This is a genomic window from Nocardioides aquiterrae (assembly GCF_039526625.1).
Taxonomy (GTDB): domain Bacteria; phylum Actinomycetota; class Actinomycetes; order Propionibacteriales; family Nocardioidaceae; genus Nocardioides; species Nocardioides aquiterrae.
In genome coordinates this window covers 82,598-98,821 of sequence record NZ_BAAAJE010000018.1, presented here as the reverse complement: position 1 = coordinate 98,821, position 16,224 = coordinate 82,598, and the positions used below count along the sequence as shown (strand labels likewise).

Here is a 16,224-nt window from a genome sequence, read left to right as displayed (position 1 = left end):
GAGTGCGCGCGAGGCGCGTGGCTAACCAGTTACACCATCCCCATGATGCCAACAGCACATGGCCCCACGTGGATGTCGTCGATCCTGAAGCCATTGAGCATTAGTTGCGCGGCTGGCTGACCCCAGACGGAAGGCTCAACCGTCGCTACTCGTTGGAATCTGGGTCCCATGGTGAAGCCGAGTTCAAGGCTCCCGCCGATGGTGGTTTTACTGGCATCGTTGATGAACTCGCGGACGACCTGAAGCGGGGCTCGTTCACGTGCGATCGGATGTGCTGCTTCCTCGACTAGTTCGGCGAGGCGCCTCTCCGCCTCGCCGACGTGGTCACCCACGAAGTAGGCCGCTGCTTCCAGGTCACACTGCTCTACGCGGAAGCCCTCGAAGACGGAGTAGGCATCGGCGCTGATCGCCGGGCGCACGGAGTAGGCCATCGCAGTTCCCAGGCGAGGGTCGACTCCGCCCACGATGAGACTGACGCCATGGGCGTCGGGTCGCAGGACAGCTAGCTGTGAGACCACCTCGGTGGTCACTGAAGCAGCGAAGGAAGCGAGTTCGAACAGACTCGGAAGCTGCCCCGAGGCGCCGTTTAGGTTGGCGAACGCGGAGGTGAGTGTTTGAGACACGTTCTGAAAGACGAGCGTGTGTCCTGCGCACCCAATGCCAATAGTGGTGGCGAGAGACACTTCGTCGAAGAATCCGGACTTGCTGGGCGATCGAACCACGACAGGGATCTCGTAGACCTTCACTCCTGCGTCTATGAGCGTTTGCCCTTGCAGGGCTATCCGGCTATCCGCCGCTATCCAAAGACCTGGAGGACCCGGCGACTCGTGGTTCAGCCATGCAGCGACAAGTGTCATGCGCGGATGATTGCAGCCCGCCTTCTCGGGAGCGACCGCGGCGAAGCGACCCGGCCGCCTACCGCACGAGCACGACGATCCCAGCGCACCCGCACGCCCACAGCACGCTCGCGAACGTGCCGATGATGAAGCGTTCCGCGGCGCCGGTGCGGACGCCGTCCTCGGCGGCGCGGAGCTCGGGGTAGCGGCCCAGGCCCTTGACCGCGAGGACGACGGCGAGGCCCTCGGGCCAGCCGGCGACGAGGGAGGCGTAGATCGCGATCCGCTCGAGGGCGCCGATCCAGGCGCCACCGCGGAGGACGTGGCCGGCGTGGTCCATGGAGCCGGCGGCGGTCTCGCGGCGGTCGACCAGGTCGAAGACGAGTGAGGTGAGGGGGCCGCCGCCGGCGATCGCGAGCGCGCCGCCGAGGGCGACGATCAGGATCCACTGCCCGTCGCCGATGGCGACCTCCTCGCCGACGGTCGCGGCGACCGCGCCCGCGGCGAGCAGGAGGGCGAGGGAGGCGGGGGCCCAGATCCGGCGGGCGAAGGGGGAGGTCCAGGCGACGGTGCCCGCCAGGATGCCGAAGGCCAGCAGCGCCATCACGAGGAAGGTGCGGTCGGACGGGCTCACGAGGATTCCTTCCCGAGCAGCTGGGCGGTGAGGTCGGTGGCGAGCTCGCGGGCCCGCCGGGACTCCACGATGCCAGCCGCGGCGGCGCGCTGGCTGACCGCGGACGGCGAGATGCCCAGCCGCTGCGCGGCCTCGTCGTACGACAGGCCCTCGGCGACCAGGTCGGCGACCTCCCAGCCGCGGGCGGTACGGCGCGCGAGCACGGCCGCCCAGAGCCAGATGACGGTCTCCAGCGCGCGGGTGCCGGGGTCGTCGCCGGCGACCCGCAGGTGCCAGGGGCTGGACTTCGCGGCGGTGACCGCCTGCCGGGCGTGGAGGTACGCCGGGCCGCGGCCGGCCCGGGCGTGGTCGGGGAGTGGCTGCTCCACGTCGCCGACGCCGATGCCGATGTGCCAGGTGCCGTCGCGCAACAGCCTCTCGACGACCGGCGCCAGCGACTCGGGGGAGTCGAGGACGCCCTGGAGCTCGTCGCCCACGGTCTGCTCGAACGGCCGCAGCGGGGCGACGTCCGGCAGTCCGTTGAGCGCCGCGACGACGTCCGCGACCAGGTCCGCGGAGCGGCGGCTGCCCCGCTGGTCGACGGTGAGCACCAGGACGGACATGGCGTCAGCCTAGTTCAGGAAATAGCCTAAAGCAAGAGGAGTTCAGGAAATTGCCTTCATCGACGGCCGATCAGGCCGACGACCGGCGGCGCCTTCTGATCCACCACGGAGACCCGGAACCCGCCCGCCACGAGCGCGGCGGAGGCCTTCTTGATGATCGTGGGCACCAGCTCGGGCTGGGTGGCCTCGTAGAACAGGTACACGGCGCCGCCGGGGACCAGCCGCTCGTGCAGCAGCGCGACCTCGTCGGCGCAGTCGCGCACCCAGAACAGGTTCACGTTGAACGCGAACACCTTGTTCAGCCGCTTCACCGGCACGCGCAGCGTCGCCAGGTCGATCTGGCGCACGGTCAGCTTGCCGGCCTCGATGCACCGGGCGCACCGCCGCTTGGTGCGGTCCACGCCGGACTCGGAGCGGTCGATCGCGAACAGCTTCCCCGTCTCGAGCTTCTCGCAGATGAGCTCCGCGGCCGCGCCCGAGCCGCAGCCGATCTCGAGGATCGAGTCGTTCGGCTGGATGTCCATCATCTCCACCGCCCACCGGATCCGCGGCGGGATGGTCTGCAGCGCCATGGGTCCAAGACTGCCAGATAGGTTGACCCCCGTGATCAAGGTGGGCGTGCTGGGCGCGCGGGGCAAGGTCGGGACCGAGGTGTGCCGCGCCGTGGAGGCGGCCGACGACCTCGAGCTGGTCGCGCAGATCGACGTCGGAGACGAGCTCGACGCGCTCGTCTCCTCCGGTGCCGAGGCGGTGGTCGACTTCACCCACCCCGACGCGGTCATGGACAACCTGGAGTTCTGCATCGACCACGGCATCCACGCGGTCGTCGGTACGACGGGGTTCGACCAGCAGCGTCTCGACACGCTCCGCGGCTGGCTGGAGAACCAGCCGCGCACGGGCGTCCTGATCGCCCCGAACTTCTCGATCGGCGCGATCCTCATGATGCGCTTCGCGACCCTCGCCGCGCCGTTCTACGAGTCCGTCGAGGTGGTCGAGATGCACCACCCGACCAAGGCGGACGCGCCGTCCGGCACCGCGCGGCGTACGGCGGAGCTCATCGCCGCCGCCCGGCGCGAGGCCGGCCTCGGCCCGGTGCCCGACGCGACCAGCACCGGCCTCGAGGGTGCCCGCGGTGCGACTGTGGACGGCATCCACGTGCACGGCCTGCGGGTACGCGGCATGGTCGCCCACCAGGAGGTCCTGTTCGGCGGCGTGGGGGAGACCCTCACCATCCGGCACGACTCGCTGGACCGGGTGTCGTTCACGCCGGGCGTCCTGGCCGGGCTGCGCGCGATCGCCGACCACCCCGGGCTCACCGTCGGGCTGGAGAACTTCCTGCACATCGACTGATCCGCCGCGAGTTCTGCAGGTTAGTGCACTGCACTGATGTGCAGGTAACGGCACCTTCCGCTGTCCGTTGAGGAAAGCAAGGCTTCGGCCAAGCAGTACCTCCAACGAACGAGAAGGATCCTCCATGCGCAAGATCTCGGGCTTCGCATCCCTTGCTGCCCTCGCCGTCACGGCCGCCACCTTCCAGGCCGTCGACGGCGCGGCAGTGGCCCAGCCGACCCGGTCCCATGATCGGCAGAGCGCGGTCGACGCACTCCGTCAGCACCCGGCCGCCGCGCTCACCAGCGACGGCACGACGTACCGGGTCACCGACCGGATCACGGACGCGAACGGCGCCACCCACGTCCGCATGGACCGCTTCTACCGCGGCCTCCCGGTCCTCGGCGGCGACCTGGTCGTCCACCAGGGCAGCACGGGCGCCTTCAAGGGCGTGAGCAAGACCCTGGACCGGGCGGTCCGCCTCTCCGTCACCCCGACGGTCCCCAAGGCCGCGGCGGACGCGAAGGTCGCGCGCCCGGCCGAGCGGACCCGCCTCGTGGTCGACGCGACGTCCGGCACCGCCCGCCTCGCGTGGGAGGTCCTCACCGCCGGCAAGCAGCACGACGGCACGCCGAGCCGGCTCGCGACGTACGTCGACGCGACGACCGGCGCGGTGATCCGCCGCGAGCAGCAGATCCAGACCGTCGACGGCTCCGGCCAGACGCTCTACAGCGGGACCGTCACGCTGAGCGTCACCAAGTCCGGCACGACCTACCAGCTCAAGAACGACAGCCTGCGCGGCAACACGTACACGACCGACATGAACAACAAGTCCGACTCGGCCGCCTGCCAGCTGCTCGGCACCAACTGCGCGACCGGCACGCTGATCACCTCGGCCAGCACGGTGTTCGGCAACGGCACCAACGCCAACCGGGCCAGCGCCGGCGCCGATGCGCAGTACGGCAGCAACGAGACCTGGGACTACTACAAGGCGACGTTCAACCGGGACGGCATCTTCGGCAACGGCAAGGGCTCCTACAACCGGGTGCACTACGGCAAGAACTACGTCAACGCGTTCTGGGACGGCACGAAGATGACGTACGGCGACGGCGACGGCACCAACTACGGCCCGCTGGTCTCCCTCGACGTGGCCGGCCACGAGATGAGCCACGGCGTCACCGAGAACACCGCCGGCCTGACCTACTCCGGCGAGTCCGGCGGCCTGAACGAGGCCACCTCGGACATCTTCGGCACCATGGTGGAGTTCTACGCCAACAACGCCAACGACCCCGGCGACTACCTGATCGGCGAGGAGTTCGACCTCAAGAACCACGTCGGCTTCCGCCGGATGGACAAGCCCAGCAGCGACGGCGCGTCGTACGACTGCTGGTCGGCGCTGGCCGGCCAGGACGACGTCCACTACTCCTCGGGCATCGGCAACCACTTCTTCTACCTGCTGTCCGAGGGCTCGGGCGCCAAGACGCTGAACGGCGTCTCCTACAACAGCCCGACCTGCAACGGCTCGACGGTCACCGGCATCGGCCGGGACGCCGCGGCGGCCATCTGGTACCGCGCGCTCACCGTCTACATGACCTCGAGCACGAACTACTCGGGTGCCCGCACGGCCACCCTCAACGCGGCTCGCGACCTCTACGGCGCGGGCAGCACCCAGTACAACACCGTCGCGGCGGCATGGAGCGCGGTCAACGTCAGCTGACCGCCGCTGCCGACGCACAGGGGCTCGCGCACCACGGAACTGGCGCGGGCCCCTGTGCCCATTTCGACGCAGGTCGAGCTACGGCTCGACCGTCACTTTGATGGCCTCGCCGTTCTTGACGATGTCGAAGGCCGACAGCACGTCGTCGAGCGGGATGTGCCGGGTGATCAGGTCCTTGACCGGCACCTGGCCCGACGAGATGTACTCCAGCGCGCGCTTGTTGTGCTCGGGCGCGGAGCCGTTGGCGCCGTGGATGTGCAGCTGGCGGTAGTGCACGACGTTGGAGTCGCAGGTGATCGTGGGGTTCGTCTTCGGCAGCCCGCCGAAGAACGAGATCCGTCCGTTGCGCGCGGCCATCGCGATCGCCTGCTCCTGGGTGACGTTCGCGGCGGTCGCGGTGATCACCACGTCCGCGCCGCGGCCGCCGGTGAGCTCCATGACCCGCTCGACCACGTCGACCTCGGAGGCGTCGATGGTCTCGTCGGGCTGGACGGCGTCGGCGGACATCTTCAGCCGGTCGGCGTTGACGTCGACCAGGTAGACCGGGCCGCACTCGTGCACGCCGCGGGCGATCCGGATGTGCATGCAGCCGATCGGGCCGGCGCCGAACACCACGACGGTGTCGCCCGGCTCGATGCCGAGCAGCTCCTGGGCGTTGATCGCGCAGGCGAACGGCTCGGCCGCGGACGCCTCGTCGTACCCGACGTTGTCGGGGATCCGGTTCAGGCCGTCGACCTTGAGCACCTGGCGGGGCACGATCATGTACTCGGCGAAGCCGCCGTCGTACTGGTAGCCGACCGAGGTCTGGTTCTGGCAGACCGCCATCCAGCCCTTCCGGCACTCGTAGCACTCGCCGCACGGCACCGCGGCGATCACCTGGGCCCGGTCGCCGACCTGCCAGTCCGAGCCGTACGTCGCGTTGACGTCGGCGCCGACCTCGACCACCTCGCCGGCGATCTCGTGGCCGATGGTGCGCGGGGGAGTCAGGTTCTGGTGGCCGTTGTGGAAGATCTTCACATCGGTCCCGCAGGTGGAGCAGTTGCGCACCCGCAGCTTGATCTCGTCCGGGCCGCACTCGGGCTCGGGCACGTCCTCCAGACGCACGTCCTCCGGGGCATAGAAGCGCAGGGCCTTCATCTCTCCTCCTGAAGTCTCATCTCGGGCGACGATACCGCATTTGTGTGGATTTTGACCCGGTCATGTTGGAACAAGCCCTTGACGGGATGGATGCGAGCAGCATATAAACACAAACAAAGATCTGTGTGGCCGGGCTCACAGTCCGGCCCGTCGAGAGAAGGTGCGATGGCCACCACCACGTCTACCCCCGCCGCTGCCGCACAGCGCGCCTCCGCGCGGGTCCACGTCCAGCGCTTCGGCACGTTCCTGTCGAACATGGTGATGCCGAACATCGGCGCGATCATCGCCTGGGGCCTGATCACCGCCTTCTTCATCCCGGTGGGCTGGACGCCCAACGAGAAGATCGCGACGATAGTCGGCCCGGGCATCTACTACCTCATCCCCCTGCTCATCGCGTACACCGGCGGCTACAACGTCTACCGGATCCGCGGTGGCGTCGTCGGCGCCACCGCGACGCTCGGCATCATCATGGCGACCAGCTCCCCGCTGTTCGACAAGGCGTACGCCGACACCGGTGGCTCGCCGATGTTCCTCGGCGCCATGATCATGGGGCCGCTCGGCGCCTACGTGATCAAGCGGCTCGACCGGCTCTGGGACGGCAAGATCAGGCCGGGCTTCGAGATGCTGGTCAACAACTTCTCGGCCGGCATCTCCGCGGCGTTGCTGGCGATCGGCGCGATGTTCATCCTCGGCCCGATCCTGCGCGCGGTGATGGAGGGACTCGGCAACGTCGTCGAGTTCCTGGTCAACCACAGCCTGCTGCCGTTCACCGCGATCTTCATCGAGCCCGCGAAGGTGCTGTTCCTCAACAACGCCATCAACCACGGCGTGCTGACGCCGCTCGGCCTCGACCAGTCCAAGGAGATCGGCCACTCCGCGCTGTTCCTGCTCGAGGCCAACCCCGGCCCCGGCGCCGGCCTCCTGCTCGCGTTCATGGTCTTCGGCAAGGGCGTCGCCAAGGCCACGGCGCCGGGCGCGTTCATCATCCAGTTCTTCGGTGGCATCCACGAGGTCTACTTCCCGTACGTGCTGGCGAAGCCGCGGCTGCTGCTCGCGCTGATCGCCGGTGGCGCGACGGGCACGCTGATGAACGTCATCTTCGACTCCGGCCTGGTCGCCCCGGCCGCGCCGGGCTCGATCTTCGCCGTCTACTCCTCGTTGGCCAAGGGCAGCGCGGTCGGCGTCACGCTCTGCTGGTCCAGCGCGCTGGTCGTCACCTTCGTGATCGCCGGCGTGCTGCTGAAGATGGACCGCTCCGAGGACGAGATCGACCTGACGAGCGCGACCGCGCAGATGGAGTCCACCAAGGGCAAGAAGTCGGTCGCCTCGTGGCTGGTCGAGGGCAACGAGGCGGCCGCCGGCCCGGTCCGCTCGATCGTGTTCGCCTGCGACGCCGGCATGGGCTCCTCGGCGATGGGCGCCTCGGTGCTGCGCAAGAAGGTCCACGACGCCGGCTTCGGCGAGGTCACGGTGGTCAACCAGGCCATCGCCAACCTGCGCGACGAGTACGACGTCGTGGTCACCCACCAGGACCTCACCGACCGGGCCCGGCAGCAGACCCCGTCCGCCGTGCACGTCTCCGTGGAGAACTTCATGGCCAGCCCGCGGTACGACGACGTCGTCGACCTGGTCCGTTCCCGCAACGGCGGCGGCTCCGGTGCGCCGGCGGCGGCGGACGAGCCCGCGGCGTCGGGTCGCCTGCTGGCCGAGGAGTCGATCGTCCTGGACGGCGGCTCGGCCTCCCGCGACGAGGCGATCACCCGCGCCGGGGAGCTGCTGGTCGCCGCCGGGGCAGCGGGTCCGGCGTACATCGAGGCGATGCACGAGCGCGAGCGGTCGATCTCGACCGCGATGGGCAGCGGCCTGGCGATCCCGCACGGCACCAACGAGGCCAAGGCCGAGGTGCAGCGCACGGCGATCTCGTTCGTGCGCTACCCGGACGGGGTCGACTGGAACGGCAAGCAGGTGCACTTCGTCGTCGGCATCGCCGCGCTCGGCAACGAGCACCTCAAGCTCCTGGCCCGGATCGCGGAGGTCTTCACCGACCCCGCCCAGGTCGAGCGGCTCGAGGCGGCGCAGTCGGCCGACGACGTCCTCGCCGTCCTCGGGGAGGTCGCCCCCGTCTAGAGGAGCCGCGCCACCGCTGCCACCAGTGCGGCACCGAACACCACCACGAGGAACGGCGCCCGCAGGAGCAGCAGCACCACCGCCACCAGCAGCCCGAGGGCACGAGCATCGACCACGAGCTCGTGCCCTCGGGTGAACACCTGCACAGCGACGAGCGCGGACAGCAGCGCGACCGGGATCAGGTCCGCCACCCGCTCGACCACCGGTCGCTCGAGGACCCGCGGCGGCACCGACAGGCCGGCCAGCTTGAGCAGGTAGCAGCCGACCGCGGCGACGAGCACCGCCGTCCACATCATCGGGACCTCACCGGACCTGCTCCTTGGTCAGGACGCCGGCGACCAGCGCGACGCCCGCCGCGGCCAGCACCGGTACGCCGGCCGGCGCGAGCGGCACGATGCCCAGCGCGACCGCGGCGGCGGCCACCGCGACCAGCTGGTTGCGGCGGCGGTGCAGCCGCGGCCACAGCAGCGCGAGGAACGCGGCGCCGACCGCGGCGTCGAGGCCGTACTTCCGCGGGTCGCCGAGGGCGTTGCCCGCGACCGCGCCGGCGAGCGTGGCGACGTTCCACAGCACGAAGATCGACACGCCGGTGACCAGGAAGCCCAGGCGGGCCGCGTCCCGGGTCTCGCGGGTCACCGACATCGCCGTCGACTCGTCGATCAGGACGTGGGCGGCCAGCGCTCGCCTGACGCCGCGCCAGGCGAGCAGCGGCGCCAGGCGCAGCCCGTAGAGCGTGTTCCGGGTGCCGAGCAGCAGGGCGGTGAGCGCGCCGGAGATCGGGGCGCCGCCGGCGGCCACGACGCCGACCAGCGCGAACTGGCTGGCGCCGGTGAACACCAGCAGCGAGAGCGCGCAGGTCTGCGCGACGGTCAGGCCGGCCGCGACGGAGACGGCGCCGAACGAGACGCCGTACGCACCGGTCGCGACGCCCACGCCGAGGCTGTCGCGGATGATCGCGCGCCGCTGCGGTGCGGGCAGCGGCGTGTCGGTCACGCGGGAGAGGTTAGCGGCGGCGTACCCGCACCGGGTCGGGCCGGTGGTGGAAGTCGTGCAGCAGCACGTAGGTGAGCAGGAGCCCGGCGAGCAGGCCCCAGCCGACGCCGGCGGCGGCGAGGGCGGGGACGGCGGTCTCGTGGACCAGCCAGATGCCGGCGAGCATGCCCACGATCAGCGCGGTGACCACCACGAGGATGCGGTGGAGGCGGGGCAGTGGACCGAACACAGAACCAGCATCACCCACCGGCCCCGGAAATCAAGAGGAACCTGCTAGGCGAGTGCCGTGTGCAGCCGGACCTGCTTGACCAGGGTGGCGCCGGTGCCGTCCAGGTCGAGCTCGCGGTGCGCCTGGTCCGGCGCCCATCCGGCCTCGGTCAGGAAGGTCCGCAGCGCGTCGTCCGAGGCGACCGCCCAGAGCACCGCGCGGCGGAACCGGTCGGCCACCAGGGTGTCGACGGCCGCCTGCAGCAGCCGCGAGCCGTGCCCCTTGCCGCGCTCCTCGGGGTCGACGGTCAGCTCGGCGATCTCCGCGTCGGACACGGGGTCGCAGTCGGGGTCCGACGCCGGCGTGGTGATCGCGAAGCCGACCGCCCGGTTGCGCTCGAGCGCGACCAGCACCCGGTTGCGCGCGTCGCGCGGCTTCGACAGCGAGGCGTGCCAGGCGGCGGTCGCCGCATCGACGTCGTCGGGGAGCGCCTCGGCCGGCACCAGCCCGGCGTACGTCGAGCGCCAGGTGCGCAGCTGGAGCTCGGCGATCGCGGGGGCGTCGTCGGCCCACGCGACGCGGACCGACACGTCACTCATGGCGCCATCCTGTCAGCCGTGAATGATGTTACAAATCCACGCGCGGGATGCAGACATCTGTAACACCCTCCGGTACCGTCGGGCCGTGTCCTTCGACGACCTCCTCGCCGACGACGGTCGGGTCGAGCCCCGGGACGAGATGCCCGACGCCTACCGGCGCACGCTCGTCCGCCAGATCGCCCAGCACGCGCACTCTGAGATCATCGGCATGCAGCCCGAGGGCAACTGGATCAGCCGGGCGCCGAGCCTGCGCCGCAAGGCGATCCTGATGGCCAAGGTGCAGGACGAGGCCGGCCACGGGCTCTACCTCTACGCCGCCGCCGAGACCCTCGGCGTGGACCGCGCGGACCTGCTCGACCAACTGCACACCGGCCGGCAGAAGTACTCCTCGATCTTCAACTACCCGACCCTCACCTGGGCCGACGTCGGTGCGATCGGCTGGCTGGTCGACGGCGCCGCGATCGTCAACCAGGTGCCGCTGTGCCGCTGCTCCTACGGCCCCTACGCCCGGGCGATGGTGCGGATCTGCAAGGAGGAGTCCTTCCACCAGCGGCAGGGTTTCGAGATCCTGCACACGCTCTCGCACGGCACCCCCGCGCAGCAGGCGATGGCGCAGGACGCCGTCGACCGGTACTGGTGGCCGGCGCTGATGATGTTCGGCCCGCCGGACGACGACTCGCCGAACTCCGAGCAGTCGATGGCGTGGGGGATCAAGCGATTCTCGAACGACGAGCTGCGGCAGCGGTTCGTCGACATGACCGTGCCGCAGGCCGAGGCGCTCGGGCTCACGCTGCCGGACCCGGCGATCGCCTGGAACGAGGAGCGCGGCCACTACGACTTCGGCCCGATCGACTTCACCGAGCTGTTCGAGGTGATCAGGGGCAACGGCCCCTGCAACCGGGAGCGGATGGCGCACAAGGTGCAGGCGCACGAGGACGGCGCCTGGGTGCGCGAGGCCGCCTCGGCCTACGCCGCCAAGCAGGCCGCGCGGTCGGAGGGTGCGGCGTGAGGGACTGGCCGCTCTGGGAGGTGTTCGTGCGGTCCCGCCGGGGGCTCTCGCACGTGCACGTCGGCTCGCTGCACGCGCCGGACGCGGAGATGGCGCTGCGCAACGCGCGCGACCTCTACACCCGGCGCCAGGAGGGCGTCTCGCTGTGGGTCGTGCCGTCCGCGGAGATCGTCGCCTCGGACCCGGGCGAGCGGGACGCGTTCTTCGAGCCCGCCGGCGACAAGGTCTACCGGCACCCGACCTTCTACGACGTGCCGGAGGGGGTCGAGCACCTGTGACGTCGGTCGATTATGTCCTGGGCCTGGCCGATGATGCCCTGATCGCAGCTCAGCGGATGGGCTGGTGGATCAGCCGCGCGCCGCAGCTCGAGGAGGACGTCGCGCTCGCGAACATCGGCCTCGACCAGCTCGGCCAGGCGCGCACCCTGCTGTCGTACGCCGGGCAGCTCGAGGGCCAGGGGCGCACCGAGGACGACCTCGCGTACCTGCGCGACGAGCGCGAGTTCCGCAACGTCTGGCTGGTCGAGCGCGCGCAGACCGACTTCGGCGTGGCGATGGCGCGGCTGCTGCTGTTCGCCGCCTGGCAGTCCGAGCTGTACGGCGCGCTGGCCGGGTGCGACGACGCGACGCTGTCCGGTGTGGCCGGCAAGGCGGTCAAGGAGGTCGCCTACCACCTCGACCACGCCTCGCGCTGGGTGGTCCGGCTCGGCGACGGCACCGACGAGTCGCACGCGCGGATGCAGGCGGCGCTCGACGCGGAGTGGCCCTACGTCGACGAGCTGTTCCGCCCCGTCGAGGGCGCGGTCGTCGACCCGGCCGCGCTGCGCGCGCCTGTGCTGGCTCGGATCGAGCCGGTCGTGGCCGAGGCGACGCTCGCCGTACCCGACGTGGCGCCGGCGCGCGGCGGCGGCCGCGCGGGCCTGCACACCGAGGAGATGGGCTACCTGCTCGCGGAGATGCAGCACCTGCACCGCTCGCACCCGGGGGCGACGTGGTGACGACCGCGGCGTGGCGGATCGCCGCCGACCTGCCCGATCCCGAGCTGCCGGTCGTGACGATCGCCGACCTCGGCATCCTGCGCGACGTCACCGAGGACGACCAGGGCCGCGTGCACGTGCAGATCACGCCGACGTACTCCGGCTGCCCGGCGATGGAGACCATCAGCGAGGACCTCGTGGCGGCGCTGACCCAGGCCGGCTACCAGCGCGTCGACGTCGAGTTCGTGCTGTCGCCGGCCTGGACGACGGACTGGATGACCGACGAGGCGAAGGAGAAGCTGCGGGCCTACGGCATCGCCCCGCCCGGGCCGGTCCGGGGCGGGCCGGTCTCCCTCTCCCTGGCCGTGCGGTGCCCCCGGTGCGGGTCGCCGGAGACCCGCGAGTCGAGCCGGTTCGGGTCGACGGCCTGCAAGTCGCTGTGGGTGTGCCGCAGCTGCCACGAGCCGTTCGACCACTTCAAGGCCCTGTGATGTCGGCGGCCTTCCACTCGCTGCGGGTCGCGGCGATCGACGAGCTGACCGACGACGCGGTGGCGCTGACCTTCGAGGTGCCGCCGGCGCTCGCGGACGAGTTCCGCTTCGAGCACGGGCAGCACCTGTCGATCCGGGGCGGCGACGACGTGCGCCGGTCCTACTCGATCTGCTCGCCGCCGTCGTCCGGCGTGCTGCGCATCGGCGTGAAGCGGCTGCCCGGCGGCGCGTTCAGCGAGGGCGTGGTGTCCCGCCTGGTGGTCGGCGACACGCTCGAGGTGATGACGCCCGCCGGGCGGTTCACCTCCGCGATCGACCCGACCGCCCGCCGTACGTACGTCGCGGTCGCGGCCGGCTCCGGCATCACGCCGGTGCTGTCGATCCTCGCCGCGATCCTCGAGGGCGAGCCCGGGTCGCAGGTGCTGCTGGTCTACGCGAACCGCACCCACCGGTCGGTGATGTTCCTCGACGAGGTGCACGACCTCAAGGACCGCTACCCGGCCCGGTTCCAGGTGGTGCACGTGCTCTCGCGGGAGACCCAGGAGGTCGAGCTGCTGTCCGGGCGGCTGGACGGCGACCGGCTGTCGCGGATCCTCGCCGCGCTGATGCCGGCCGACGAGGTCGACCAGTTCTTCCTGTGCGGGCCCCAGCAGATGGTCGTCGACCTGCGCGCGACCCTGGCCGCCCTCGGCGTCCCGTCGGCGCACGTGCACACGGAGCTCTTCCACGCCGACCCGGTGCCGCGCGCGCCGGTCGAGGCGCTCGACGTGCCGGACGGCGCGGCGCACGTGACGATCCGCCTGGACGGCCGGTCGTCGGAGCTCGACCTGCGCCCCGACGCCGACCCGGTGCTGGACGCCGCGATGGCGGTCCGCTCCGACCTGCCGTTCGCCTGCAAGGGCGGCGTCTGCGGCACCTGCCGCGCGCGGCTGGTCGACGGGACCGTCGCGATGGACGCCAACTACGCGCTGGAGCCCGAGGAGATCGAGCGCGGCTACGTGCTCACCTGCCAGGCGCACCCCACGTCGGCGAAGGTGGTCCTCGACTTCGACGGTTGAGGGCCGCGACTAGGGTCGAGGACATGGAGATTCGCAACCTCGGCGCGAGCGGGCTCAAGGTCTCGGCGATCGCGTACGGCAACTGGCTGACGCACGGGTCGCAGGTCGAGGAGGAGGCCGCGCTGGCGTGCGTGCGCCGCGCGCTGGACGAGGGCATCACGACGTTCGACACCGCGGACGTCTACGCCAACACCCGCGCGGAGTCCGTGCTCGGTCGGGCGCTGCAGGGCGAGCGTCGCGAGGGCCTCGAGATCCTCACCAAGGTCTACTGGCCGACCGGCCCGGGCAAGCACAACGACCACGGGCTGTCGCGCAAGCACATCATGGAGTCGATCCACGGCTCGCTGCGGCGCCTGGGCACCGACTACGTCGACGTGTACCAGGCGCACCGGTACGACGACGAGACGCCGCTCGAGGAGACCATGGAGGCGTTCGCCGACGTGGTGCGCCAGGGCAAGGCGCTCTACATCGGCGTCTCGGAGTGGCGGGCGGAGCAGATCCGCGCCGCGCACGAGCTCGCCCGCGAGCTGCGCATCTCGCTGGTCTCCAACCAGCCGCAGTACAACATGATCTGGCGGGTCATCGAGACCGAGATCGAGCCGACCTGCCGCGAGCTGGGCATCGGGCAGGTCGTGTTCTCGCCGATCGCGCAGGGCGTCCTCACCGGCAAGTACGTCCCGGGCCAGCCGCACCCGGAGGGGTCGCGCGCGACCGACGACAAGGGCGGCGCCGACATGATCAGCCGCTGGATGCAGGACGACGTGCTCGAGCGGGTCCAGCAGCTCCGGCCGATCGCCGACCAGGCCGGGCTGACCATGGCGCAGCTCGCCGTCGCCTGGGTGCTCCAGAACGACAACGTCTCGACCGCCATCGTCGGCGCGAGCCGGCCGGACCAGGTCAGCGACAACGCCCGCGCCGCCGGCATCCGGCTCGACGCCGACACGATGAAGGCGATCGACGAGGTGCTCGACCCGGTCGTGGTCCGCGACCCGGAGCGCACCCAGCAGGTACGCCGCGCGGACCTGATGCGGCGCTGATCTCTGGGGCTGAGCGGCTCAGCGGTAGGTGTCGGGCAGCTTCTGTCCGACCTTCACCTGCGCCTTGGGCAGCCGCATGAACTTCATCTGCAGCGCGCGCGAGATCGCGTAGAAGGTCAGGCCGCGGTAGGACTCGTCGGGGAACCGGCGGGCCAGCTCGCGACGCAGCCGGAACCGCAGCGTGACCATGTCGAACAGCACGAACAGCACCATGATCATCAGCAGCGTGTTGCCCCAGCGGGCGAGGGTGGGGTTGCCGGAGTAGCCGAGCACCAGCGTGACCAGCAGCAGCGGGATCACCAGCTCGATCAGCGAGAAGCGGACGTCGACGAAGTCGCGGACGAACCGGCGCACCGGACCGCGGTCGCGGGCCGGGTAGTAGCGCTCGTCCCCGCTCTTCATCGCCTGCCGGACCCGCTGGCTGGACTCCGCCCGGGTGCTGCGCTGGGCGGCCGCGAGCTCCTTGCGGGTCCGCGGCGTCTTCGCCCGCGCCTTGGCGGCGGCCTCCGCCTCCTTGCGGGTCGGGGTCGGCCGGCCCTTGCCGCCCACCTTCTCGGGAGCGGTCTCGGCGGAGGGGGTCTCGGTCTTGCTGCGACGGAACAACGCGGGGCCTTACAGGAGTCGGGGAGGATCGCGCCCAGCCTACCGGCGTGGAACCTCGTCTAGGCTGGTGCCATGGGACTCTGGCAGCGCTTCACCCTGATCTTCCGCTCGAAGGCGAACAAGGCGCTCGACCGCGCCGAGGACCCGCGCGAGACCCTCGACTACAGCTACCAGCGGCAGCTGGACCTGCTCTCGAAGGTACGCCGGGGCGTGGCGGACGTCGCCACCAGCCGCAAGCGGGTCGAGCTGCAGATCAACCAGCTCGACCAGCAGTCCGCCAAGCTGCAGGACCAGGCGCAGAAGGCCATCTCGATGGAGCGCGAGGACCTCGCCCGGGAGGCGCTGACCCGCAAGTCCGGCCTCACCACCCAGATCAACGACCTCAAGGCCCAGCACGCCCAGCTGCAGGCCGAGGAGGAGAAGCTCACGCTCGCCCAGCAGCGGCTGCAGGCGAAGGTCGAGTCGTTCCGCACCCGCAAGGAGACGATCAAGGCGACGTACACCGCCGCCGAGGCGCAGACGCGCATCAACGAGGCGTTCTCCGGCCTCGGCGACGAGCTCGGCGACGTCGGGCAGGCGATACAGCGTGCCGAGGACAAGACCGCGCAGATGCAGGCCCGCGCCGGCGCCATCGACGAGCTGATCGCGTCCGGTGCGCTGGAGGACGTCACCGGCGGCGGTGGCGACGACATCGCCCGCGAGCTCGAGGCGATGAGCTCGCAGGCCGACGTCGAGGCGGAGCTCGCGGCGCTGAAGGCCGGCTCCGCCCCGCCGCCCCCGCAGGCCATCGAGCCGGCCGAGGACGGAGGCGACATCATCGCCACCGAGCAGCAGAAGACTGAGGGCAACCAGGCCTGACCCGGACCGG

Annotated in this window: 20 protein-coding genes; 10 read left to right on the top strand and 10 right to left on the bottom strand. The window is 70.8% G+C overall.

Annotation, left to right across the window (positions count from 1 at the left end; translation table 11 throughout):
* Positions 1-29: 29 nt before the first annotated feature.
* From ABD086_RS17310 to ABD086_RS17295, 4 genes are all read right to left on the bottom strand, one after another.
* The gene (locus ABD086_RS17310) at positions 30-746 is read right to left on the bottom strand and encodes a hypothetical protein (RefSeq protein WP_343908851.1); all 717 of its coding nucleotides are present in this window, start codon (positions 744-746) and stop codon (positions 30-32) included.
* Positions 747-915: 169 nt separating this feature from the next.
* Positions 916-1,470, bottom strand: a complete 555-nt coding sequence (locus tag ABD086_RS17305; protein ID WP_343908850.1) for a hypothetical protein — start codon at positions 1,468-1,470, stop codon at positions 916-918.
* Positions 1,467-2,072 (bottom strand): helix-turn-helix domain-containing protein, encoded by a 606-nt coding sequence (locus ABD086_RS17300; protein ID WP_343908849.1) that lies wholly within the window; start codon positions 2,070-2,072, stop codon positions 1,467-1,469. The genes ABD086_RS17305 and ABD086_RS17300 overlap by 4 nt, the downstream gene beginning before the upstream one ends.
* 56 nt (positions 2,073-2,128) lie before the next feature.
* Positions 2,129-2,644, bottom strand: coding sequence for a class I SAM-dependent methyltransferase (locus ABD086_RS17295; RefSeq protein ID WP_343908848.1), 516 nt, complete (start codon positions 2,642-2,644; stop codon positions 2,129-2,131).
* Between the two features lie 31 nt (positions 2,645-2,675).
* Here ABD086_RS17295 and dapB point away from each other — a divergent pair, with 31 nt between their 5' ends.
* Together dapB and ABD086_RS17285 are read left to right on the top strand one after the other, a co-directional pair.
* A complete protein-coding gene (dapB, locus tag ABD086_RS17290) occupies positions 2,676-3,422 on the top strand; it encodes a 4-hydroxy-tetrahydrodipicolinate reductase (RefSeq protein WP_343908847.1) in 747 nt (248 codons plus the stop codon).
* A gap of 124 nt (positions 3,423-3,546) precedes the next feature.
* Positions 3,547-5,118 (top strand): M4 family metallopeptidase, encoded by a 1,572-nt coding sequence (locus ABD086_RS17285; RefSeq protein WP_343908846.1) that lies wholly within the window; start codon positions 3,547-3,549, stop codon positions 5,116-5,118.
* Positions 5,119-5,196: 78 nt separating this feature from the next.
* Here the strand turns inward: ABD086_RS17285 and ABD086_RS17280 are convergent, their stop codons facing one another.
* Entirely contained in the window at positions 5,197-6,255 is a 1,059-nt protein-coding gene (locus ABD086_RS17280) for a zinc-dependent dehydrogenase (RefSeq protein WP_343908845.1), read from the bottom strand.
* Positions 6,256-6,420: 165 nt separating this feature from the next.
* Here ABD086_RS17280 and ABD086_RS17275 point away from each other — a divergent pair, with 165 nt between their 5' ends.
* Positions 6,421-8,382 carry a PTS mannitol transporter subunit IICBA gene (locus ABD086_RS17275; RefSeq protein WP_343908844.1) on the top strand — a complete coding sequence of 654 codons (1,962 nt, stop codon included), beginning with the start codon at positions 6,421-6,423 and terminating at the stop codon, positions 8,380-8,382.
* On the opposite strand, the gene ABD086_RS17270 is transcribed toward ABD086_RS17275, so the two are convergent.
* The 4 genes from ABD086_RS17270 to ABD086_RS17255 are packed head-to-tail and all read right to left on the bottom strand — an operon-like array spanning position 8,379 to position 10,182.
* Positions 8,379-8,678 (bottom strand): AzlD domain-containing protein, encoded by a 300-nt coding sequence (locus ABD086_RS17270; RefSeq protein WP_343908843.1) that lies wholly within the window; start codon positions 8,676-8,678, stop codon positions 8,379-8,381. The two genes, ABD086_RS17275 and ABD086_RS17270, sit on opposite strands and share 4 nt — an antisense overlap.
* A 7-nt stretch (positions 8,679-8,685) precedes the next feature.
* A complete protein-coding gene (locus ABD086_RS17265; RefSeq protein WP_343908842.1) occupies positions 8,686-9,375 on the bottom strand; it encodes an AzlC family ABC transporter permease in 690 nt (229 codons plus the stop codon).
* Between the two features lie 10 nt (positions 9,376-9,385).
* Positions 9,386-9,604 carry a hypothetical protein gene (locus ABD086_RS17260; RefSeq protein ID WP_343908841.1) on the bottom strand — a complete coding sequence of 73 codons (219 nt, stop codon included), beginning with the start codon at positions 9,602-9,604 and terminating at the stop codon, positions 9,386-9,388.
* Between the two features lie 44 nt (positions 9,605-9,648).
* The gene (locus ABD086_RS17255; protein WP_343908840.1) at positions 9,649-10,182 is read right to left on the bottom strand and encodes a GNAT family N-acetyltransferase; all 534 of its coding nucleotides are present in this window, start codon (positions 10,180-10,182) and stop codon (positions 9,649-9,651) included.
* Positions 10,183-10,267: 85 nt separating this feature from the next.
* Here ABD086_RS17255 and paaA point away from each other — a divergent pair, with 85 nt between their 5' ends.
* Genes paaA through ABD086_RS17225 form a run of 6 tightly spaced genes read left to right on the top strand, consistent with a single transcriptional unit; the run spans position 10,268 to position 14,753 of the window.
* Positions 10,268-11,191, top strand: a complete 924-nt coding sequence (paaA, locus tag ABD086_RS17250) for a 1,2-phenylacetyl-CoA epoxidase subunit PaaA (protein ID WP_343908839.1) — start codon at positions 10,268-10,270, stop codon at positions 11,189-11,191.
* A complete protein-coding gene (paaB, locus tag ABD086_RS17245; protein ID WP_343908838.1) occupies positions 11,188-11,469 on the top strand; it encodes a 1,2-phenylacetyl-CoA epoxidase subunit PaaB in 282 nt (93 codons plus the stop codon). The genes paaA and paaB overlap by 4 nt, the downstream gene beginning before the upstream one ends.
* Entirely contained in the window at positions 11,466-12,188 is a 723-nt protein-coding gene (gene paaC, locus ABD086_RS17240) for a 1,2-phenylacetyl-CoA epoxidase subunit PaaC (RefSeq protein WP_343908837.1), read from the top strand. The genes paaB and paaC overlap by 4 nt, the downstream gene beginning before the upstream one ends.
* Complete coding sequence (gene paaD / locus ABD086_RS17235; RefSeq protein ID WP_343908836.1) at positions 12,185-12,658, top strand: 1,2-phenylacetyl-CoA epoxidase subunit PaaD; 474 nt, start codon at positions 12,185-12,187, stop codon at positions 12,656-12,658. Before paaC ends, paaD begins: the two co-directional genes overlap by 4 nt.
* Positions 12,658-13,716 carry a 1,2-phenylacetyl-CoA epoxidase subunit PaaE gene (gene paaE, locus ABD086_RS17230; RefSeq protein WP_343908835.1) on the top strand — a complete coding sequence of 353 codons (1,059 nt, stop codon included), beginning with the start codon at positions 12,658-12,660 and terminating at the stop codon, positions 13,714-13,716. The genes paaD and paaE overlap by 1 nt, the downstream gene beginning before the upstream one ends.
* 23 nt (positions 13,717-13,739) lie before the next feature.
* The gene (locus tag ABD086_RS17225; RefSeq protein WP_343908834.1) at positions 13,740-14,753 is read left to right on the top strand and encodes an aldo/keto reductase family protein; all 1,014 of its coding nucleotides are present in this window, start codon (positions 13,740-13,742) and stop codon (positions 14,751-14,753) included.
* A gap of 18 nt (positions 14,754-14,771) precedes the next feature.
* On the opposite strand, the gene ABD086_RS17220 is transcribed toward ABD086_RS17225, so the two are convergent.
* Entirely contained in the window at positions 14,772-15,356 is a 585-nt protein-coding gene (locus ABD086_RS17220) for a DUF3043 domain-containing protein (RefSeq protein ID WP_343908833.1), read from the bottom strand.
* A gap of 72 nt (positions 15,357-15,428) precedes the next feature.
* Here ABD086_RS17220 and ABD086_RS17215 point away from each other — a divergent pair, with 72 nt between their 5' ends.
* Complete coding sequence (locus ABD086_RS17215) at positions 15,429-16,214, top strand: PspA/IM30 family protein (protein WP_343908832.1); 786 nt, start codon at positions 15,429-15,431, stop codon at positions 16,212-16,214.
* Positions 16,215-16,224: the final 10 nt, after the last annotated feature.